Here is a 20,396-nt window from a genome sequence, read left to right on the forward strand (position 1 = left end):
GAGACGGGGACGGACATGCGCGACCACGGCGGCGATCTCGACCGCGCCATGCGCGAGCACGGCGCGGGTGACTGGCTCGACCTTTCGACCGGGATCAACCCAGTGCCCTACCCGGTGCCCGATCTTGCGCCCCGCGCCTTCACCGCCCTGCCGACGCGGGCCGACATGGCGGCCCTGACCGACGCGGCGCGCGCGGCCTACGGCGCGACAAAGGGCACCGCCTGCACCCCGCTCGCGGGCGCGCAGGCGGCGATCCAGCTCGTCCCGCGGCTCACCACCCCCGGCACGGCCCGCGTCGTCACCCCCACCTACAACGAACACGCCGCCGCCCTGCGGACGCAGGGTTGGCAGGTGGAGGAGGTGGGCAGCCTCGACGCCCTGAAGGGCGCCGCGCTTGCCGTGGTGGTGAACCCCAACAACCCCGACGGCCGCGCGTGGACACCCGAGGCGCTGGTCGATCTGGCCACGACCACCGGCCTGCTGGTGGTAGACGAAAGCTTCGCCGACCCGCATCCCGATCTCTCGTTGATCCCGCACCTCGCCACCCTGCCCGGCAACACGCTGGTGCTGCGCTCCTTCGGCAAGTTCTACGGCCTTGCGGGCCTGCGCCTCGGCTTCGCCCTCGGCGCACCCGACCTCATCGACGGCATAGCGGCACTGGCAGGCCCCTGGAACATCTCCGGCCCCGCCATCGCCACCGGCACGGCCGCGCTGCAGGACACCGACTGGCACGCCAACACCTGCGCCCGCCTCCTGACCGACGCTGCGCGGCTCGACACGCTCGCCGCCACGCGCGGCTGGCAGTTCGTCGGGGGCACACCGCTGTTTCGCACCTACGACACCGGTAACGCGCAGGCGGCACAGGAACGCCTCGCCCACCACCATGTCTGGTCGCGCGTCTTCCCTTACTCCGAAAGCTGGCTCCGCCTCGGCCTGCCGGGAACCGAGGCGCAATGGCTGCAACTGGAGAGCGCCCTGCGCGGCTGACCCTCAGCGCGCGACGTCCAGCAGCCCCTCCACATCCAAATGCGCGTCAAGGTGATCGGCCAGCGCGTCCAGCGTGGCCTCCACGCCCGCGTCATAGCGCCCCGAGGCCTTCACCCCGAAACCGGCCAAATAGGCCGCCCGGAAACCGTCGTCGCGGAACATCCCGTGCAGGTAGCTGCCCGCCACGCGCCCGTCGGCGCTCATCGCCCCCTCCGGCGCACCGTCGACGTACCCGAAGGGCCGCGCCCGGTCGGGCCCCTCGGTACGCCCGATGTGGATCTCGTAGCCGCGAAAGCCCTGCCCCGTGGGCGCATGTCGCGCCGTCACCTCGGTCAGTTGCTTGTGGCCGGTCATCACCGTCTCGACGTCCAGCATCCGCAGACCCGCGTCTTCGCCCGGCTCGCCCTCGATTCCGTCGGGGTCAGCGACAAGCGCCCCCAGCATCTGGAAGCCCCCGCAGATGCCCAGCACGTGCCCCCCGCGCCGCCGGTGCGCCACGAGGTCCACGTCCCAGCCCTGCGCCCGCAGATAGGCCAGATCCCCCCGCGTCGACTTGCTGCCGGGGAGGATGACCAGATCGGCGTCGCCGGGAATGGCCTGTCCCGCCCGCAGCATGGTCAGTCGCACGCCGGGTTCCTGCGACAGCGGGTCGAGATCGTCGAAATTCGCCATCCGCGACAGGCAGAGGCACACCACGTGCAGCCCCTCCTTTGCCGGGCCCTCGGCCACGTCGAGCGCATCCTCGGCGGGCAGCTTCCAGGCCTCGGGGAACCACGGCGCCACCCCGAAACCGCGCCAGCCGGTGCGCGCCTCGATCGTGGCATAGCCATCGTCGAACAGCCGCGGATCGCCCCGGAACTTGTTCACGAGGAACCCCGCCACCAGCGCTGCGTCCTCCGGGTCCATCACGACCTGCGTGCCGACGATCTGCGCGATCACCCCGCCCCGGTCGATGTCACCGCACAGCACCACCGGCACGCCTGCCGCCTGAGCAAAGCCCATGTTGGCGATGTCGCCCTGCCGCAGGTTCACCTCGGCCGGGCTGCCCGCGCCCTCGACAATGACCAGATCGTGCGCCGCGCGCAGCCGACCGAAACTTTCCAGCACCGCGTCCAGCAGCTGCGGCTTGAGCTTGGCGTAATCCCGCGCCCGTGCCGTGATCAGGCGCTTGCCCTGCACGACGACCTGCGCGCCCACGTCGGTTTCCGGCTTCAGCAGCAACGGGTTCATGTCCGTGTGCGCCGCCAGCCCGCAGGCCAGCGCCTGAAGCGCCTGCGCGCGCCCGATCTCGCCCCCGTCCGAGGTGACAGCCGCGTTGTTCGACATGTTCTGCGGCTTGAAGGGCGCCACGGACAGCCCCCGCCGCCGCGCCGCCCGGCAAAGCCCGGCCACCAGCATGGACTTGCCCACGTTGGAGCCTGTGCCCTGGATCATCAGCGCCGTCATGCGAGCCCCAACACCCCGGGCAGCGCATCGCGCGTTCCGAGCACAAAATGAAAGGCCTGCCAGCCGCGATCGCGCGCCGCCGCCACGTTCGCCTCGGCGTCATCCACCAGCAGGATCTCCCGGCTGGGCACCCCGGCCCAGTCCTCGATCTGCGCGAAGAATTCCGCGTCGGGCTTCGCAACGCCCATCCGTCCCGAGGAAAACACGCGCTCCACGCGCGTCGAATAGCCCATCGGACCCTCGATATAGGCGCTGCGCCGCGACTCGTTGTTGGTGCCGATCACGTGCCGCGCGGGATGCGCCTGCAACCAACCGAGCACCTCGGCGTCGGGGCGGGCATCCTTCTCGAACCAGTAGGTCAGAAACGCTTCGCCCGACACTTCGTGCCCTTGCCCGGCCAACCAGTCCGAGACATGCGCCAGCAGGTCGACACGCCCCCGAATGATCTCGCCCATGAGACCGGAGGCGAACAGGTCGCGCGAGAACTCGGCCGGGTCGACGCCAAGGTCGTCTTGCAAGCCGTCCGCCCAGACGAAGCGGCCCTCCACGACATTGGCGTTCAGCACACCGTCGAAATCCCAGACGATCAGCGCCGGCGCCATCGGCCTATCCCCGCTGCGGCAGGAAGGCCTCGACCGCCGCCTGCGCCACCACGGTGACGGCGCCCGTGTCGGGGTCGGTCACGTCGAGCCCGCCAAAGACGGCCCGCACCTCGGCGCGCCCACGCGGCAGCAACGCCACCAGTGCGTCGCAATCCACCGCCTCGGGCTTCTGCACGCCCACGGTGACCTGCACCCGCATCTCCCGGTCGTCGATGCCCAGCGCCGAGAGGATCGACAACTGCGCCTGGCGGATCGCGTCCTCGATCGCGCGCCCGGCGGCACGGGTGTAATCGCGGCCCTGCTGGCTGTTGCCCGTGCCCATCTCGATGATGAAACGCCGCTCGCTCATGCCGCGCCCTCGACATCCGGGGCCACGTCGAGCGCGACCGAGATCGCCACGTTCGCCATCACCGTCGGGTTGCCCGCGCCCTCGGGCCGCGGCACGTCGAGCCCGCCCGCGACCACGTTCACCGTGACCGCGCCGTAGGGAAAGACCGCGGCGACCGCGGCCACGTCCACCCGCTCGGGCTGCTGCACGCCCACGTCCACCGTGATCTTCATCTCGGCCTTTTCCCTGCCGAACAGCTCGGCAAGGTTGATCGAGTTATGCCAGAGCGCATTCTCAACGCCCCGCACCGCGGCCTGCGTGTAGTCCTGCTGCCGCAGCGAGGTGCCCATCCCGAACTCGGTCAGCAGCCGCCGGAACGCCATCAGAACTCCACCCCCTTCTGGGCCTTCACGCCATCGCGGAAGGGGTGCTTGACCAGCGTCATCTCGGTCACGAGGTCCGCCGCCTCGATCAGCTCGGGCTTGGCGTTGCGCCCGGTGAGGCAGACGTGCGTCATCTCGGGTTTCCGGTGCAGCAGGAAGTCCACCACCTCGTCGATGTCGAGGTAATCGTAGCGCAGGGCGATGTTGATCTCGTCCAGCAGCACGAAGCCGATCTCGGGGTCCAGAATCTGTTCCTTGGCGATCTCCCAGCCCTTCTGAGCGGCGGCCACGTCGCGGTCACGGTCCTGCGTTTCCCAGGTGAAGCCCTCGCCCGAAACGAAGAACCGGCACTCATCGGAAAACCGCTCGCGCAGCATGGCGGCCTCGCCCGTGGGCCATGTGCCCTTGATGAACTGCACCACCGCGCAGGGCATGCCGTGTGCGATGCAGCGCAGGATCATCCCGAACCCGGACGAGGATTTGCCCTTGCCCTTGCCGGTGTGCACGATGATCAGACCCTTTTCCTCGGTCTTGGTCTTCATCATCTCGTCGCGGGCCGCCTTGATGCGGCGCATCTTCTCGTTGTGGCGCTCGGTGGCGTCGTCCATGGGGCCCCTCCGGTTCTGGCGTGCGCAAGACCTCGCACCGCCCGCAGCGCGCGTCAATCCGCGCCCCCCCGCGCCTGGCCCGATTGCGGCGATTGACGCGGCGCGCCGTTCCCGCCACAGTCGCCGCCGATGGTTCCCGGGGGGATTCCTCCGGGAGAATAGGGAACGCGGTGCGGCGCAAGCCTACTCCGCGGCTGCCCCCGCAACTGTAAGCGGCGAGCCACCCTGCATTGTCCACTGGCCTTTCGGGCCGGGAAGGCGCAGGGCGGCCCCGACCCGCGAGCCAGGAGACCTGCCATCGCAAACGCAACACGCAATCCCGGGCGGGGTGCCCCGGAGGAGGCCTTGATGACGGCGCAAGCCGACCCCTTGAACGAAATTCCGCAACGCGCGGTGACGCCATGAGCGCGCCCGCCGAACTGCTCGTCTGCGTGAAATGCCGCCGCGGCACCGAGGTGACCGAGGACGGCGAACGCCCCGGGCAGCGCCTGCACGACCGGCTGGCCGACCATGGCCTGCCCGAAGGTGTGACGCTGACCCCGGTGGAATGCCTGCAGAACTGCGACAGCGGCTGTTCCGTCGCCCTGCGCGGCGGGCCTGAGCGCTGGATCTACGTCTACGGCAACCTGCACGAGGACGATCACGTCGCGCTTCTCGCCGAGGGCGCGAAGCTTTATCACGACAGCGGCAACGGGCTCATCCCCTGGCGCAGCCGCCCCGAACACTTCAAGCGCAACTGCATCGCGCGCATCCCCCCGCAGGAGGACACCCATGGCTGATCTCGCCAAACTCCCCGTCACCGTCATCACCGGCTTCCTCGGCTCGGGCAAGACCACGCTGATCTCGCACCTGATGCAGAACCCCGGCGGCAAACGGCTGGCCGTGGTGGTCAACGAATTCGGCGACGTTGGCGTCGACGGCGAAATCCTGAAGGGCTGCGCCATTCCCGACTGCCCCGCCGAGAACATCCTCGAGCTGGCCAACGGCTGCATCTGCTGCACCGTGGCCGACGATTTCATCCCGACGATCCAGGCGCTCATGGCGCTCGACCCGCGCCCCGAGCACATCCTGATCGAAACCTCGGGGCTTGCGCTGCCGAAGCCCCTGCTCAAGGCCTTCGACTGGCCCGACATCCGCTCCAAGATCACCGTCGACGGGGTCATCGCGCTCGCCGATGCCGAGGCCGTGGCAGCGGGCCGCTTTGCGCCCAACGTCGAGGCCGTGGACGCCCAGCGCCTGGCCGACGACAGCATCGACCACGAAACGCCGCTGTCGGAGGTCTTCGAGGACCAGATCTCCTGCGCCGACATCGTGCTGCTGACCAAGCCCGACCTTGCCGGCCCCGAGGGTGTCGCCAAGGCCAAGGAAATCATCGCCGCCGAGGCGCCCCGTCCGATTCCGGTGATCGAGGTGGCCGAGGGCGCGGTAGACCCGCGCGTGATCCTCGGGCTCGAGGCAGCCGCCGAAGACGACATGGACGCCCGCCCCAGCCACCACGACGGCGTGCCCGAGCATGACCACGAGGATTTCGACAGCACCGTGGTCGAGATCCCCGAGCTTACCGATCCGACCGAACTGGTGAGCCGCATCGAGGAGCTGGCCCGCAGCCAGAACATCCTGCGCGTGAAGGGCTATGCCGCCGTTGCCGGCAAGCCCATGCGCCTGCTGGTGCAGGCCGTCGGCGCCCGCGTTCGGCACCAGTACGACCGACCGTGGAAACCGGGCGAGGACCGTGCCGGGCGGCTTGTCGTGATCGCCGAGCACGACGACGTCGATCCCGCCGCCATCGCCGCCATCCTGAACCCCGCGCGCGAGGCCGCCGAGTAAGCCCATGCACGTCGTCTTCCGCGAAAGCCACGGGCTCGAGGAAACCGAGACCCCCACCGATCTGGGGCAGACGCCCGCGGATCTGGTGGTGCTGTCCTTCTCGGATTCCGACCTCGGGGCCTTCGCGGCAGGCTGGGAACGCGGCGGCGGCCGCGAGGGGCGGATGCCCACGCTGCGGCTCGCCAATATCGCGGCGCTGAAGCACCCGCTGTCGGTGGACACCTACGTCGAGAACACGCTGTCGGGCGCCACCGGCATCCTGATCCGCCTGATCGGCGGCATGCCCTACTGGTCCTACGGGCTTCAGCAGGTGGCGGCGCTTGCCCGCGAGAAAGGCATCGCGCTTGCGGTCCTGCCCGCCGACGGCCGCCCCGATCCGCGCCTCGACGAGATTTCGACCCTGCCCGCCTCGACCCTGCACCGGCTGGCGCAGCTTTGCGACACCGGGGGCGCCGTGGCCGCGCAGGCGGCGCTGGCGCAGATGGCGCTGGCCTCGGGTCTTTACGCGGGCCCCGTGCGCGGCGCCAAGGTGCTGCCGCAGGTGGGCGCCTGGACGCCCGAGGACGGGGTGAGCTGCCCGGTCGTCGCGCTGGCCGACCGCGTCGGAGGGGGGCCGTCTGCCCCCCACGGGCCTGCGGCCCGCCCCCCCGAGAGTATTTCTGCCAAGAAGAAGCCGCTGGCGCTTGTGGTCTTCTACCGCTCCTACCTCGTGGCGGCGGATCTGGGGACGGTGGAGGCGCTGTTCGAGGCATTGCGGGCGCGGGGGTTTGCGGTGCTGGGGCTGTTTGCCCCCTCGCTCAAGGCGCCGGAAGCGGCGGGCTGGCTGGAGCGGCAGGTGGCGCACCTGGCACCTTCGGTGATCGTGAACGCCACCGCCTTTTCCGGGCGCGGCGACAGCGGGCGCTCGCCTTTGGATGCGGCGGGCTGCCCGGTCTTCCAGGTGGCGCTGGCCACCTCGACGCGTGAGGCCTGGGAGGGTGCCGAGCGGGGGCTGTCGCCCGCCGATCTCGCCATGCATGTGGTGCTGCCGGAGGTGGACGGGCGGCTCTTCGCGGGCGTGACTTCGTTCAAGGCACCGGAGGTGCGTGATACGGACCTGCAATTCTCGCGCTACGTGCACGCCGCCGAGATGGACCGGGTGGAGGCCGTGGCCGATCGGGTGGCGGGCTGGCATCGCCTGTCGGTCACCCCCGCGGCGGAGCGGCGGCTGGCGCTGGTGCTGTCGACCTATCCCGGGCGCGACTGGAACATGGCCCATGCCGTGGGGCTCGACGCGCTGGCCTCGGCGGAGGCGATCCTGTCGGATCTTGCCGAAGACGGCCATGCGGTGGAGACGGGCCTGACGCCCGGGGATCTGGCCGGCGCGCGGCATCACTGGCCCATGGCGGACTATCGCGCGGCGCTCGACCGCCTGCCGCAGAGCCTGCGGGAGGATCTGCAGGCAAGCTGGGGGCCGCCCGAGGCGGACCCCGAGGCCACGGAGGAGGGGTTCACCTTCCGCCTTGTCATGCGCGGCAGGGCGGTTGTCGCGCTCCAACCCGAGCGCGGCACGCCCGAGGCGCGCGACGATGACTACCACGACCTCTCGCGCACGCCGCGCCACGCCTACGTGGCTTTCTACCTCTGGCTTCAGCAGCAAACCGATGCGCTCATCCACATCGGCGCGCATGGCACGCTGGAATGGCTGCCGGGCAAGGCCGTGGCGCTGTCGCAGGCCTGCTGGCCCGAGGCACTGACCGGTGCGCTGCCGGTGCTTTATCCCTTCATCGTCAACGATCCAGGCGAGGCGGCACAGGCCAAGCGGCGCATCGGCGCGATGACGCTGGGCCACGTCCCGCCGCCGCTGAAACGATCCGGCACGCCCGAGCGGCTGTCGCGGCTCGAGGCGCTGCTGGACGAGTTCTCCAACGCTGACGGGCTCGACCCGCGGCGGCGCGACCGGCTGCAGGCCGACATCCGCGACGAGGCACGCGCACTGGGTGTCGAGGGCGATCTGGGCATCGACCACGCCACCTGCGAGGCCGAGGCCATCACCCGCATCGACCGTTTCGTCTGCGACGTGAAGGACAGCTTCTTCGGCGAAGGGCTGCACGTCTGGGGTCGCCCCCCCGAGAGGCAGGAGGCCTTCGACGGCGCCACCGCTGCGGCCAGCGAACGGCGCGCGCTGATCGACGCGCTGAACGGCCACCGCATTGCGCCGGGGCCGTCGGGCTCGCCCTACCGGGGCCGCGGCGACGTGCTGCCCACGGGGCGCAACCTCTTTGCCACCGACCCGCGCTCGGTGCCCACGCGCAACGCCTACGCGCAGGGCGTGGCGCTCGCCGACGAGCTGGTGCGCTCGCACCTGCAGGAAGAGGGCGACTGGCCGCGCGGGCTGATCGTCGATCTCTGGGGCTCGGCCACCATGCGCACCGCGGGCGAGGAATTCGCCATGGCGCTGGCGCTGCTGGGCGTGAAACCGGTCTGGGACGAGGGATCGGAACGGGTGAGCGGCATCGAGGTCACCCCGCTGGCCGAGATGGACCGCCCGCGCATCGACGTGACGCTGCGCGTCTCGGGGCTGTTCCGCGATGTCTTCCCCACGCTCTCGGGGCTTTTCGCGCAGGCCGTGCGCACGCTTGCCGCCCGTGAAGAGGCCTCGGACTGGAACCCCTACGTGGGACAGGAGGGCGCGCGCGTCTACGGGCCGGCGCCGGGCAGCTACGGGCTCGGCATGGGGCCGCAGCTGACGGATTATTCCGAGGAGGGCCGCCGCGCGGCGGGCGAGGCCTGGCTTGCCGCCTCGTCTTGGGCGCTCGACGGCGAGGGGGCTATCCGCGACCCGCAGGGGCTGCGCGACCGCGTGGCCCGTGCCGACAGCTTCGTGCATCTTCAGGATCTTCCCGAAACCGACCTGCTGCTGGCCGAGGACTACGCCAGCCACGAGGCGGGCTTTGCCGCAGCACAGGGCGTGACGGGCGGCAAGGCCGCGCTTTACCACCTCGACAACACCGATCCGTCGCGCCCCCGCGCCCGGCCCCTGACCGAGGAAATCGCCCGCGTCGTGCAAGCACGCGCCGCGCATCCGGCCTGGATCGCGGGCATGCGGCGGCACGGCTTCCGCGGCGCGGCCGAGATCGCGGCGACGCTGGAAAACATGGCCGCCTTCGCGCAGCTTGCGGGCGTGGTGCCGGCGCATCTCTTCGACCTCTATTACGAGGCGACGCTGGGCGACGCCGAGACCGCCGATTTCCTCGAACAGGAGAACCCCGAGGCCCATGCCGCCATGATGGCGCGCTTTGCCGAGCTGCACGCCGCGGGCCTCTGGCAATCGCGGCGCAACTCGATCCTCGCCGGGCTGGAGGCCGCACAATGAGCGCGCCACAAGTCAGGGAGCCGAAGATCAAGGGATGGTGCCCCGGAGCCCACCGTCCGATGATGTCGGGCGACGGTCTGGTGGTGCGCGTGCGCCCGCCGCTGGGGGCGCTGACGCCCGCGCAGGTGACCGCCCTCTGCGATCTGGCCACGCGCTACGGCATCGGCACGCTCGACCTCACCACCCGCGCCAATCTGCAGGTGCGCGGCGTGGCCGAGGGCGATCACGAGCCGCTGTTGCAGGGGCTGAACGAAGCGGGGCTGCTCGACGCCGATCCCGCGCTCGAATCCCGGCGCAACATCCTGATGCCGCTCGACTGGGTCGACGGCGACCTGTCGCACCGGCTTGGCAGGGCGCTGACCGGTGCCCTGTCGGACCTGCCCCCGCTGCCAGCCAAGATGGGTTTTGCCGTGGACACCGGGGCTGCTGGGCGGCTTGCCGGGGCCTCTGCCGATTTCCGCTTCGAGCTGGGCGCGGACGGCCTGATCCTGCGGGCCGACGGGGCCGACAAGGGCCGCCCGGTGAGCGAGGCCACGGCCATTCCGGCGCTGATCGAGCTGACGCATTGGTTCATCGACACCGGCGGCCCGGCCAATGGCCGCATGGCGCGCCACCTGCGCACCACGCCCCTGCCCGAGGCATGGCAGCAGGCCGCGCCCCGCCCGCAGGCAGCATCCCTGCAACCCGGCGAAACCGCAGCGGGCCAGATCCTCGGTGCGCCCTTCGGCGCCATCGACGCCGGCGCTCTGGCAGCGCTGATGACCGACACATCCGCCACCGGCCTGCGCGTCACCACCGACCGGCTCTTCCTGCTCCAAGGGGCCAGCACCACCACCCGAGACTTCGTCACCGCGCCCGGCGATCCGCGCCTGCGCGCCCACGCCTGCCCCGGTGCCCCGCTCTGCCCGCAGGCCGAGGCGCCAACCCGCCGGCTTGCCACGCAACTGGCGGCACGCCTCCCCGAAAACACCACGCTGCACGTCTCCGGCTGCGCCAAGGGCTGCGCCCTGCCGCGCGCCGCCGATGTCACGCTCACCGGGCGCGCGGGCGGCTTTGACCTTGTCCGCAAGGGCGCCCCGTGGGATGACCCCGCCCAATCCGGCCTGACCGAGGCCGAGGCCCTGACGCTCTTCGAGTAAGCCCATGCCCTACGAATACGAAACCGACGGCGCCGCGATCTACGCGCAATCCTTCGCCACCATCCGGGCCGAGGCCGAACTCGACCGCTTCGACGCGGAGGAAGAGCAGGTCGTCGTCCGCATGATCCACGCCGCGGGCCTCGTGGGGCTCGAACGGGACGTGAAGGTGGCAACCGGCATGGTCCGCGCCGCACGCGAGGCGCTGACGAATGGCGCGCCGATCTTCTGCGATGCCTTCATGGTCAGCGAGGGCGTCACCCGCAAGCGCCTGCCCGCCGACAACGACGTCATCTGCACCCTGCGCGACCCGGAGGTCCCCGACCTCGCCGCCAAGCTGAAAACCACGCGTTCCGCCGCCGCGCTCGAACTCTGGCGGCCCCGCCTCGAAGGCGCGCTGGTGGCCATCGGCAACGCGCCCACGGCGCTTTTCCACCTGCTGGAAATGCTCGAGGACCCCGCCTGCCCGCGCCCTGCCGCCATCATCGGCTGCCCCGTGGGCTTCGTCGGCGCGCGCGAATCCAAGGACGCGCTGTGGGAGGCCAACCCCGTCCCCTCGCTGATCGTCGAGGGGCGCCTGGGCGGCAGCGCGATCACCGTCGCCGCCATCAACGCCATCGCGAGCCGCGCCGAATGAACCGGATCTCCCCCCTCGGCACCGTCTACGGCGTCGGCCTCGGCCCCGGCGACCCCGAGCTCATGAGCGTCAAGGCCGACCGGCTGGTGCGGGGCGCCCGCCACGTGGCCTTTTTCCGCAAGGCGGGCCGCCCCGGTCGCGCCCGCAGCATCGTCGAGGGGATGATCCCCGAGGATGCCGTCGAATTCGCCATGGAATACCCCGTGACGACGGAAATCCCCTTCTCGGACCCGCGCTACAACAACATGCTCTCGGCCTTCTACGCCGACTGCACCGCCCACCTGCGTGCGCTGGCCGAGGCGGGCGAAAGCCCCGTGGTGCTCTGCGAGGGCGACCCCTTCTTCTACGGCTCCTTCATGCACCTCTACACGCGCCTGCGCGCCGAGGTGCCGGTCCACGTCGTCCCCGCCATCACCGGCATGTCCGCCGCCTGGACCGCCACCGGCAGCCCGGTGACATGGGGCGACGACGTCATGAGCGTGCTCATGGCCACCCTGCCGCAGGACGAACTCGTCCACCGGATGGAGGCTGCCGACGCGCTGGTCATCATGAAGATCGGCCGAAACCTGCCCCGCGTGCGCGCCGCGCTGGAACAGGCGGGCAAACTCGACCGCGCGTGGCTGGTGGAATACGCCAGCATGGACGGCCAGACCGTCCTGCCGCTGTCCGAGGCGGACGAGCGCAGTTCGCCCTACTTCTCGATCATTATCGTCCACGGCGAAGGCCGCCGCCCATGACCGGCAGGGTCACCATCGCCGGCCTCGGCCCCGGGGCCGATGACCTCGTGACGCCCGAGGTGCAGCAGGCCATCGACGAGGCCACGGACGTGGTCGGCTACATCCCCTACGTGCGCCGCATCGCCCCGCGCGAAGGCCTGACGCTGCACGAAAGCGACAACCGGGTCGAGCTCGACCGCGCCCAGCACGCGCTCCGGATGGCCAGCGACGGCCGCCGCGTCGTGGTGGTCAGCTCCGGCGACCCCGGCGTCTTCGCCATGGCCTCGGCCGTGTTCGAGGCGGTGGAACACGGCGAACCCATGTGGCGCGATCTCGACATCCGCGTACTGCCCGGCATCACCGCCATGCTCGCCGCCGCCGCCCGCGCAGGCGCGCCGCTCGGCCACGACTTCTGCGCCATCAACCTCAGCGACAATCTCAAGCCCTGGGACCTGATCGAGAAGCGCCTGCGCTTTGCCGCGCTCGGCGATTTCGCCATGGCCTTCTACAACCCCCGCAGCAAGTCCCGCCCCGAGGGCTTTGCCCGCGTGCTGGAGATCCTTGAGGAAACCTGCGAACCGCGCCGCCTGCTGATCTTCGCGCGCGCCGTCTCGACCCCGGAGGAGGAAATCCGCGTGGTCCGCTTGCGCGACGCCACGCCCGAGATGGCCGACATGCGCACCGTGGTGCTCGTGGGGTCTTCCCAGACCCGCATGATCCTGCGGCAGGGCGCGCCCTTCGTCTACACGCCAAGGTCCGTGCCGGAATGAACCACCCTGTCCAGCACCTCCTGCGGGCTGGACAGCTCGGGCCGCGCCGGGATCGCCGGCCGGTCGATCATCACCACGGGCAGGCCCAGCGCCCGCGCCGCGTCGATCTTGGCCCGCGCGCCGCTGCCGCCCGCGTTCTTGGACACGACCACCTCGGCCCCGAAACGCCGCATGAGCGCGCGGTCGCCTTCCTCGGTGAAGGGCCCGCGATCCACCACGACCTCGCAGTCGGGGAAGGGCAGCGGTCCGTCTGGTTCGTCCACGAGGCGCAGCAGGTAGCGATGCTGCGGGTTCGCGGCGAAGTCCTGCAAGTGCATCCGCCCCACCGCCAGCATCACGTTCCGGCGCGCGCCATCGAGCGCCGCGACCGCGCCCGCCATGTCGGGCACGCGGTGCCAGTCGTCGCCCGCCTGCGCCTCCCACGGGGGCCGGGTCAGCGCCACCAGCGGCACGCCGGCCTCTGCGCAGGCCACCACGGCATTGGCACTCATCTGCGCGGCAAAGGGGTGCGTGGCATCCACGACGTAGCTCACGCGCTCGGCGCGCAGGTAGGCCACCAACCCCGCGACACCGCCAAAGCCGCCCACCCGCAGGGGCAGCGGCTGGCGCGCGGGCCGCGCCACACGGCCGGCCAGAGACACGGTGGCCCGCAGGCCCCGCTCGGCCATGAGCCGCGCCAGCGCCGTGGCCTCGGTCGTGCCGCCAAGGATCAGGATATTCTCTGCCATGCCCGCCTCTTCCATGCCTGACGCCCCCTGGCTCACCATCGTCGGTCTGGGCGAAGATGGACCGGACGGCCTGCCCGCCGCAAGCCGCGCGGCGCTCGATGCCGCCGAGGTCGTCATGGCCCCCACCCGCCACCTCTCGCTGATCCCCGAGACCGGGGCTGAGCGCATCGCATGGCCCGTGCCCTTCGCCGAAGGCCTGCCCCTGCTCAAGGAGCTGACCGGGCGACGCACCGTCGTACTCGCCTCGGGCGATCCCTTCTGGTTCGGCGCGGGCAGCGTCATCGCGCGCGAGTTCGCGCCCCACGAATGGCGCGCCCTGCCCGGCCCCTCGACCTTTTCGCTCGCCGCCGCACGTCTGGGCTGGCCGCTCGACCGGACCACATGCCTCGGCCTGCACGCGGCCCCGCTGTCGCGCCTGCGCCCGCATCTCGCCCCCGGTCAAAACATGATCGTCCTGCTGCGTGACGGCGCAGCGGTCGCGCTGCTGGCCGACTACCTCTCGGGCCTCGGCTTCGGCGCGTCCACGCTGCACGTGATGGAGGCGCTCGGCGGCCCCCGCGAACACGTGAACACCTGCCGCGCCGACGGCCCGCAGGGCACCCACGGCGCGCCCGTCTGCGTCGCCATCGAACCGGCGGGCGGCCCGGCCCTGCCGCAGGCCTCGGGCCTGCCCGACGACACCTTCGAGACCGACGGCACCATGACCAAGCGCCCGGTGCGGGCACTCACGCTCTCGGCGCTGGCACCGCGCCCCGGGGAACACCTCTGGGACGTGGGCGGCGGCTCGGGCAGCGTGGCGGTGGAATGGCTGCTGAGCCACCCGACCACGCAGGCCACGACCGTGGAGCCCCGCGAGGACCGCCGCGCGCTCATCGCCCGCAACGCCGCCAGCCTCGGGCAGGACCGCCTGCGCATCGTCGAGGGCAGCGCGCCCGGGGCGCTCGAAGGCTTGGCCCCGCCCGACGCGGTCTTTGTCGGCGGTGGCCTCTCGCAGGCGCTGCTCGACCGGCTGACCGCCCTGCCGAAGGGCACGCGCCTCGTCGCCAACGCCGTCACGCTCGACAGCGAGGCGCTGCTTGTCGCGGCGCAGGCCCGCCTTGGCGGCACGCTCCTGCGGCTGGACCTGTCCGAGGCCGCGCCGCTTGGCCCCCGCAAGGCCTGGAAGGCCGCCTACCCGGTGGTGCAATGGAGCGTCACGCTGTGATCGTCGCCGGGTTCGGGTTCAGGTCGGCAGCCACCGAAGCCAGCCTCGCCGACGCGCTCGCCCGCGCGGGCGCCACGCCGCAGGCGTTGGCCGCGCCCGAGGACAAGGCGCAGACGCCGCTCTTCCGGCGCTTTGCCGCGGCGCAACACCTGCCCGTCGTGGCAATTGACACCGCGCGCCTCACCGCGCAGACCACCGCAACACGATCGCCCGCCTCCGCCGCCGCGCGCGGCACCGGCAGCGTGGCCGAGGCCGCGGCGCTGGCCGCCGCCGGCCCCGGCGCCACGCTCCTGGCACCCAGGGCGATCTCGCAAGACCGCTGCGCCACCTGCGCGCTGGCAAGGGGGACAGAGACATGACCGTTCATTTCATAGGCGCCGGACCGGGCGCCCCCGACCTTCTGACCCTGCGCGGCCGCGACATCATCGCCGCCTGCCCGGTCTGCCTCTACGCAGGCTCTCTGGTGCCCGAGGCGGTTCTGGAGCACTGCCCCGAAGGCGCGAAGGTGGTGAACACCGCCTCGCTCGACCTCGACCGGATCATGGCGGAAATCGAGGCCGCCGATGCCGCGGGCCACGACGTCGCCCGGCTGCATTCCGGCGACATGTCGGTCTGGTCGGCCATGGGCGAACAGATCCGCCGGCTCGAGGCGCTGGAGATCCCCTACACGGTCACGCCGGGCGTGCCCTCGTTCTCCGCCACCGCCGCGGCCCTCGGCGCGGAACTCACGCTACCCGGCCTCGGCCAGTCGGTGGTGCTGACGCGGGTTTCCGGCCGCGCCACCACCATGCCCGAGGGCGAGAGCCTGCCGAACTTCGCCCGGACCGGCGCCACGCTCGCCCTGCACCTCGCCATCGGCCAACTGCCCCGCGTGGTCGAGGAGCTGACGCCCCACTACGGCGCCGACTGCCCCGTGGCCGTCGTGCACCGCGCGAGCTGGCCCGACGAGAGCATCCTGCGCTCGACCCTCGGCCGGGTGGAGGCGGAGCTCGACCCTGCGGTGACGCGCACCGCGCTGATCCTCGTGGGGCCGGTGCTGGGCCGCGAGGGCTTTGCCGAAAGCCGTCTCTACGCGCCCGACTACGACCGCCGCTACCGCCCGCAAAGCGCCGAGAGCCCCTGGGCAGACTGGCAGCCCGGCGATGACTGAGGTCGTGTTGGTCTGGCACGGGTCTGAGGGGGCTCTGCCCCCGCCCGCGGCTGCGCCGCGGACTCCCCCGGAGTATTTCTGCCAAGAAGAAGCGGGGGCACACGCATGAAGATGCCACCGGGGCTTCTAGTTTCCGCGCCCTCCTCCGGGACCGGCAAGACCACCGTCATGCTGGGCCTATTGCGGGCGCTGGCCGACGAGGGGTTGAGTGTTCAGCCCTTCAAGTCCGGCCCCGACTACATCGACCCGGCCTTCCACCTCGCGGCCTCGGGGCGGGCGTCGTTCAACCTCGACACCTGGGCGATGGAGAATGCGCTGCTTTCCGCCATCGCGGCGCGGGCCGAGGGCGCCGACATCTGCCTCGCCGAAGGGTCCATGGGGCTCTACGACGGGGTCGCCACCGAGGGGCGCGCGGGGTTCGGGTCGTCGGCCGAAACGGCGCGGCGCATGGGCTGGCCGGTGGTGCTGGTGCTGGACGTGGGCGGACAGGCGCAGTCGGCGGCGGCCACGGCGCTGGGGTTCCGCCAGTACATGCCGGACCTGTCCTTCGCGGGCGTGATACTGAACCGCGTGGCCTCGCCCCGGCACGAGCGGCTGACCCGGCTGGGGATGGAGCGCGCGGGCCTGCCGGTGCTGGGCGTGCTGCCCCGGCGCGGCGACCTGACCCTGCCGGAACGCCACCTCGGCCTGATCCAGGCGGTGGAGCATCCCGACCTCGACGCCGCCATCGCGGGCTATGCCGACTTCCTGCGCGACCATGTGGACCTGTCTGCCATTCGCGCCGCGGCCTCGGGCAGCGGCGACGAGCAGGGCACGCTGCCCCTGCCGCCCGCCCAGCGCATCGCAATTGCCCGCGACGCCGCCTTTTCCTTCACCTACCCGCACCTGCTGGAGGGCTGGCAGGCGGCGGGGGCCGAGATCCTGACCTTCTCGCCGATCGCCGACGAGGCGCCGGACGACAGCGCCGACCTCGCCTGGCTGCCCGGCGGCTATCCGGAGCTGCACGCAGGAAAGCTCGCCGCCGCGCGCACCTTCCGCGACGGGCTGCGCCGCTTTGCCGAAACCCGGCCCGTGCACGGCGAATGCGGCGGCTACATGGCGCTGGGTGAGGCGCTCATCGACAAGGAGGGCACCCGGCACGAGATGGCGGGCCTGCTGGGCCTCGTGACCTCCTACGAGAAGCGCAAGTTCCACCTCGGCTACCGCCGCGCCGTGCTGCAGGCCCCCATGCCCGGGCGCGACACCGGCGCCGCCCTGCGCGGGCACGAGTTCCACTACTCGACCATCCTCGACCAGCCCGACGCGCCGCTGGCGCAGGTCAGCGACGCCGACGGCAACCCGGTGCCCGAGACCGGATCGCACCGCGGCCGCGTCACCGGCACCTTCTTCCACCTGATCGCGGAGGACCTGTCATGAGCGGCTTCGTGAGCTTCGTCGGCAGCGGCCCGGGCGATCCGGAACTGCTGACCCTCAAGGCCGTGGACCGGCTGAAGCGCGCCGACGCGGTGCTGTTCGACGACCTGTCGTCGGGGCCGATCCTGACCCATGCGCGGGCTGGCGCCGACCTCGTGGGCGTGGGCAAGCGGGCGGGCCGCCCCTCGCCCCGACAGCACCACGTGAGCCGCCTGCTGGTGGATTACGCCCGCGACGGGGGCCGGGTGGTCCGGCTCAAGTCCGGCGACAGCGGGCTTTTCGGACGGCTCGAGGAGGAGCTCGTCGCCCTGCGCGAGGCGGGCATCCCCTACGAGATCGTCCCCGGCGTGCCATCGGCCGTGGCCGCCGCCGCCGCGGCGGGCATCCCGCTCACCCGGCGGCTGACCGCGCGGCGCGTGCAGTTCGTAACCGGCCACGACGCGGGCGGTGTCCTGCCCGACGACATCCACGTGCCCTCGCTTGCCGATCCGCTGGCCTCGACCGTGGTCTTCATGGGCAAACGGACCTTTCCGAAGCTCGCCGAGATGCTGTTTGACCACGGGCTGCCGCGTGACACGCCCGCCCTTCTGGCCGAGGCCGTGGGCACCGAGGATCAGGCCCTCAGCCGCGACACGGTGGCGGGGCTGGCCGAGAAGCTGTCGCAGGAGATCGGCACCAAGCCCGCGCTGATCCTCTACGGGCCGCTGGCCGAGCTGGGAGAGGGCTTTGACTGAGCTCTGGCTGATCGGCATCGGCACCGGATCACCCGGGCATGTCACGCTCGAGGGGCAGCAGGCGCTACGCGAGGCCGACCTGATCCTCATCCCCCGCAAGGGCCCGGGCAAGGACGACCTCGCCCACCTGCGCCACGCGATCATATCGCAGGCCGGTGCGACCGCCAACGTGGCCGAGTTCGACATGCCGGTGCGCGACGAAAGCCTGCCCTACCAGCAGCGCGTCGCGGCATGGCACGACGAGATCGCCCGCCGCTGGAAGGTGGCCATTGAGCGCGCCGCCCCGCAGGGGCCCGTGGCGCTGCTGGTCTGGGGCGATCCGGGGCTTTACGACAGCACGCTGCGAATCGCGGGCAGGCTGTCTCCGGCCCCGAAGATCCGGGTCCTGCCCGGCGTCACCGCCCTGCAGGCCCTGACCGCCGCACATGCGATTCCCTTCAACACGGTGAACGGCGCCGTGACCGTCACCACCGGGCGCCGGCTGCGCGATTTCGGCTGGCCCGAGGGGGCCGAGACGCTGGTGGTCATGCTGGACGGGGAGTGCAGTTTTTCGACGCTGGGCCCCGAAGGCCTCCACATCTGGTGGGGGGCCTTTCTTGGCATGCCGGAACAGCTGCTCGATCACGGGCCGCTGTCCGAGGCCGGGCCGCGCATCCAGCGCACCCGGGCCGAGGCACGGCTTCAGCACGGTTGGATAATGGACACCTACCTGCTGCGCCGCGCGCCGTGATCCCCCCGGATTGCGCTTGGCTGTCAGGAATGACAGCCTGAGGGAATGTCAGGCAAGATCGTCATTCTCACCGGTGCGGGGCTTTCGGCCGAAAGCGGCCTCGGCACCTTTCGCGACGCGGGCGGACTCTGGGAGCAGTACCGCCTCCAGGACATCGCCACGCCCGAGGCCTTCGCCCGCGACCCCGAGACCGTGCAGGCCTTCTACAACGCCCGCCGCCAGCAGGCGGCCAAGGCCGAGCCCAACGCCGCGCACAAGGCGCTGGCCGAGCTTCAGCAGGCCTGGCCCGACCGCGTGGTTCTGGTGACGCAGAACGTCGACGGGCTGCTGGAAAAGGCGGGGGCGCAGCCCATCCACATGCACGGACAACTCGACCAGGCGCTCTGCGGGGTCTGCGACCACCGCTGGCCCGCGCCGATGGAGATGTCCGCGCAAGAGCCCTGCCCCGAATGCGGGGCGCCTGCCGGGCGGCCGGACGTGGTCTGGTTCGGGGAATACCCCTACCATCTCGAGGACATCGGCGAGCACATCCAGGATTGCGAGGTCTTCGTGGCCATCGGCACCTCGGGGCAGGTCTACCCCGCCGCCGGCTTCGTGCAGGAGGCCAGGCTCTTCGGGGCGCGGACCGTCGAGATCAATCTCGAAAGCACCGATGTCTCGGGCACCTTCGACGTGCACCGGCTGGGGCCTGCCAGCGCCACGGTGCCGGCCTGGGTCTCCGAGATCCTCTCGCGCGGGGTCTGAGCCTCAGCGGTCGAGGTCGACCGGGATCTCGACGCGGATCTCGCCAGCCTTCTCGAACTCCAGCACAACGGGCACGGTGGCGCCGGGCTCGAAAGGCTGCGAAAGCCCCATAAACATCACGTGATCGCCGCCGCGTTCCAGCGCGTGGCGACCCCCGGCGGGAATCGCGAATCCGTCCTCGGCCTCGCGCATGCGCATCACGCCGCCGTCGCCCGCGACATGGGTGTGCAGGCCGACCCGGGCCGCCGCGTCGGAACTGACACCCACCAGCCGGTCGTCCGCATCCCCATCGTTTTCGATCACCATGAAGGCCGCGCCCGTGGGCGCATCGGGTCGCGAGGCGCGCGCGTAGGCGTCGCTGACGGTGATCTCGGCCAGCGCCGGGGCGGCGCTCAGAATCAGTGCTGCGGCAAGCATCAGGGGGCGGGGCATGGGCGTCTCCTTGGGTCCGCGCCCTGCCTCGCGCGCGAGGCTGGCGCGCTCAACGCGGCAAAAGGAAACAGCCCCGCCACCAACAGGCGACGGGGCTGCAAAACCTTGCAATGAAAGCGAAATCAGGCCGCGGCCGTCGCCGCTTTCATGATCTCTTTCTTGACCTTCAGCGCACGCTCGCTCAGCTCGGCGTCCTTCGCCTTGGCGAGGAACTTGTCGAGACCACCGCGGTGGTCGACGGAGCGCAGCGCGGATGCCGAGATACGCAGCTTGATGCCGCGGCCGAGGGCCTCGGACTGCAGCGTCACGTCGTTCAGGTTCGGCATGAAACGGCGCTTGGTCTTGTTGTTGGCGTGGCTGACATTGTTGCCAACCATCGGGCCCTTACCGGTCAGTTCGCAGACACGCGACATGGGGTTTCCTCATCAGTCTCGGGGCGGATGATGGGTCCGCCAATATCAAGGGG

General features: G+C 71.2%; 23 protein-coding genes and 1 riboswitch. Of the genes, 15 read left to right on the forward strand and 8 right to left on the reverse strand.

Going from position 1 to position 20,396, the window contains the following annotated elements; all coding sequences use genetic code 11:
- Positions 1-15 precede the first annotated feature (15 nt).
- Positions 16-987, forward strand: coding sequence for a threonine-phosphate decarboxylase CobD (gene cobD / locus C8N44_RS01965; protein ID WP_107974489.1), 972 nt, complete (start codon positions 16-18; stop codon positions 985-987).
- Between the two features lie 3 nt (positions 988-990).
- Here the strand turns inward: cobD and C8N44_RS01970 are convergent, their stop codons facing one another.
- The 5 genes from C8N44_RS01970 to cobO are packed head-to-tail and all read right to left on the reverse strand — an operon-like array spanning position 991 to position 4,354.
- Positions 991-2,433, reverse strand: coding sequence for a cobyric acid synthase (locus C8N44_RS01970; RefSeq protein ID WP_107974490.1), 1,443 nt, complete (start codon positions 2,431-2,433; stop codon positions 991-993).
- Positions 2,430-3,035: an HAD family hydrolase gene (locus tag C8N44_RS01975; protein ID WP_107974491.1), complete on the reverse strand. Its 606-nt coding sequence runs from the start codon at positions 3,033-3,035 to the stop codon at positions 2,430-2,432. Before C8N44_RS01975 ends, C8N44_RS01970 begins: the two co-directional genes overlap by 4 nt.
- Positions 3,036-3,039: 4 nt before the next feature.
- On the reverse strand, positions 3,040-3,384 hold the full coding sequence (locus C8N44_RS01980) for a Lin0512 family protein (RefSeq protein WP_107974492.1): 345 nt from the start codon (positions 3,382-3,384) through the stop codon (positions 3,040-3,042).
- The gene (locus C8N44_RS01985; RefSeq protein WP_107974493.1) at positions 3,381-3,746 is read right to left on the reverse strand and encodes a Lin0512 family protein; all 366 of its coding nucleotides are present in this window, start codon (positions 3,744-3,746) and stop codon (positions 3,381-3,383) included. The genes C8N44_RS01980 and C8N44_RS01985 overlap by 4 nt, the downstream gene beginning before the upstream one ends.
- On the reverse strand, positions 3,746-4,354 hold the full coding sequence (gene cobO, locus C8N44_RS01990; RefSeq protein WP_107974494.1) for a cob(I)yrinic acid a,c-diamide adenosyltransferase: 609 nt from the start codon (positions 4,352-4,354) through the stop codon (positions 3,746-3,748). The genes C8N44_RS01985 and cobO overlap by 1 nt, the downstream gene beginning before the upstream one ends.
- Positions 4,355-4,467: 113 nt before the next feature.
- A riboswitch (cobalamin riboswitch) is annotated at positions 4,468-4,668 on the forward strand.
- A gap of 87 nt (positions 4,669-4,755) precedes the next feature.
- Here cobO and C8N44_RS01995 point away from each other — a divergent pair.
- From C8N44_RS01995 to cobJ, 7 genes are read left to right on the forward strand one after another with little or no spacing between them, the layout of a single operon-like run.
- Complete coding sequence (locus C8N44_RS01995; RefSeq protein ID WP_107974495.1) at positions 4,756-5,133, forward strand: DUF1636 family protein; 378 nt, start codon at positions 4,756-4,758, stop codon at positions 5,131-5,133.
- Positions 5,126-6,181 (forward strand): cobalamin biosynthesis protein CobW, encoded by a 1,056-nt coding sequence (cobW, locus tag C8N44_RS02000; RefSeq protein ID WP_107974496.1) that lies wholly within the window; start codon positions 5,126-5,128, stop codon positions 6,179-6,181. Before C8N44_RS01995 ends, cobW begins: the two co-directional genes overlap by 8 nt.
- A gap of 4 nt (positions 6,182-6,185) precedes the next feature.
- Complete coding sequence (gene cobN, locus C8N44_RS02005; RefSeq protein ID WP_107974497.1) at positions 6,186-9,536, forward strand: cobaltochelatase subunit CobN; 3,351 nt, start codon at positions 6,186-6,188, stop codon at positions 9,534-9,536.
- On the forward strand, positions 9,533-10,675 hold the full coding sequence (locus C8N44_RS02010; protein ID WP_244640949.1) for a cobalamin biosynthesis protein CobG: 1,143 nt from the start codon (positions 9,533-9,535) through the stop codon (positions 10,673-10,675). Before cobN ends, C8N44_RS02010 begins: the two co-directional genes overlap by 4 nt.
- A 4-nt stretch (positions 10,676-10,679) precedes the next feature.
- Positions 10,680-11,309, forward strand: a complete 630-nt coding sequence (locus C8N44_RS02015) for a precorrin-8X methylmutase (protein ID WP_107974499.1) — start codon at positions 10,680-10,682, stop codon at positions 11,307-11,309.
- The gene (gene cobI, locus C8N44_RS02020) at positions 11,306-12,046 is read left to right on the forward strand and encodes a precorrin-2 C(20)-methyltransferase (protein ID WP_107974500.1); all 741 of its coding nucleotides are present in this window, start codon (positions 11,306-11,308) and stop codon (positions 12,044-12,046) included. Before C8N44_RS02015 ends, cobI begins: the two co-directional genes overlap by 4 nt.
- The gene (gene cobJ / locus C8N44_RS02025; RefSeq protein ID WP_107974501.1) at positions 12,043-12,795 is read left to right on the forward strand and encodes a precorrin-3B C(17)-methyltransferase; all 753 of its coding nucleotides are present in this window, start codon (positions 12,043-12,045) and stop codon (positions 12,793-12,795) included. Before cobI ends, cobJ begins: the two co-directional genes overlap by 4 nt.
- On the opposite strand, the gene C8N44_RS02030 is transcribed toward cobJ, so the two are convergent.
- Positions 12,768-13,523: a cobalt-precorrin-6A reductase gene (locus C8N44_RS02030; protein WP_107974652.1), complete on the reverse strand. Its 756-nt coding sequence runs from the start codon at positions 13,521-13,523 to the stop codon at positions 12,768-12,770. The genes cobJ and C8N44_RS02030 overlap by 28 nt on opposite strands.
- Positions 13,524-13,536: 13 nt before the next feature.
- On the opposite strand from C8N44_RS02030, the gene cbiE reads away from it, so the two are divergent.
- The 7 genes from cbiE to C8N44_RS02065 all read left to right on the forward strand — a co-directional run bounded on the left by cbiE (position 13,537) and on the right by C8N44_RS02065 (position 19,498).
- A complete protein-coding gene (cbiE, locus tag C8N44_RS02035; RefSeq protein WP_107974502.1) occupies positions 13,537-14,727 on the forward strand; it encodes a precorrin-6y C5,15-methyltransferase (decarboxylating) subunit CbiE in 1,191 nt (396 codons plus the stop codon).
- Positions 14,724-15,086, forward strand: coding sequence for a cobalamin biosynthesis protein (locus C8N44_RS02040; RefSeq protein WP_107974653.1), 363 nt, complete (start codon positions 14,724-14,726; stop codon positions 15,084-15,086). Before cbiE ends, C8N44_RS02040 begins: the two co-directional genes overlap by 4 nt.
- The gene (cobM, locus tag C8N44_RS02045; RefSeq protein ID WP_107974503.1) at positions 15,083-15,877 is read left to right on the forward strand and encodes a precorrin-4 C(11)-methyltransferase; all 795 of its coding nucleotides are present in this window, start codon (positions 15,083-15,085) and stop codon (positions 15,875-15,877) included. The genes C8N44_RS02040 and cobM overlap by 4 nt, the downstream gene beginning before the upstream one ends.
- A 105-nt stretch (positions 15,878-15,982) precedes the next feature.
- Positions 15,983-17,293 carry a cobyrinic acid a,c-diamide synthase CobB gene (locus tag C8N44_RS02050; RefSeq protein WP_107974504.1) on the forward strand — a complete coding sequence of 437 codons (1,311 nt, stop codon included), beginning with the start codon at positions 15,983-15,985 and terminating at the stop codon, positions 17,291-17,293.
- Positions 17,290-18,024 (forward strand): uroporphyrinogen-III C-methyltransferase, encoded by a 735-nt coding sequence (gene cobA, locus C8N44_RS02055; protein ID WP_107974505.1) that lies wholly within the window; start codon positions 17,290-17,292, stop codon positions 18,022-18,024. The genes C8N44_RS02050 and cobA overlap by 4 nt, the downstream gene beginning before the upstream one ends.
- Entirely contained in the window at positions 18,017-18,754 is a 738-nt protein-coding gene (cobF, locus tag C8N44_RS02060) for a precorrin-6A synthase (deacetylating) (protein ID WP_107974506.1), read from the forward strand. Before cobA ends, cobF begins: the two co-directional genes overlap by 8 nt.
- Positions 18,755-18,799: 45 nt before the next feature.
- Positions 18,800-19,498, forward strand: a complete 699-nt coding sequence (locus C8N44_RS02065; RefSeq protein ID WP_107974507.1) for an NAD-dependent deacylase — start codon at positions 18,800-18,802, stop codon at positions 19,496-19,498.
- Between the two features lie 3 nt (positions 19,499-19,501).
- Here C8N44_RS02065 and C8N44_RS02070 read toward each other — a convergent pair whose 3' ends face one another.
- Both C8N44_RS02070 and rpmB read right to left on the reverse strand, forming a co-directional pair.
- Positions 19,502-19,930: a copper chaperone PCu(A)C gene (locus C8N44_RS02070; RefSeq protein ID WP_107974508.1), complete on the reverse strand. Its 429-nt coding sequence runs from the start codon at positions 19,928-19,930 to the stop codon at positions 19,502-19,504.
- Positions 19,931-20,052: 122 nt separating this feature from the next.
- Positions 20,053-20,343, reverse strand: a complete 291-nt coding sequence (gene rpmB, locus C8N44_RS02075; protein ID WP_107974509.1) for a 50S ribosomal protein L28 — start codon at positions 20,341-20,343, stop codon at positions 20,053-20,055.
- Positions 20,344-20,396: the final 53 nt, after the last annotated feature.

Source organism: Allosediminivita pacifica (genome assembly GCF_003054175.1).
Lineage (GTDB): Bacteria > Pseudomonadota > Alphaproteobacteria > Rhodobacterales > Rhodobacteraceae > Allosediminivita > Allosediminivita pacifica.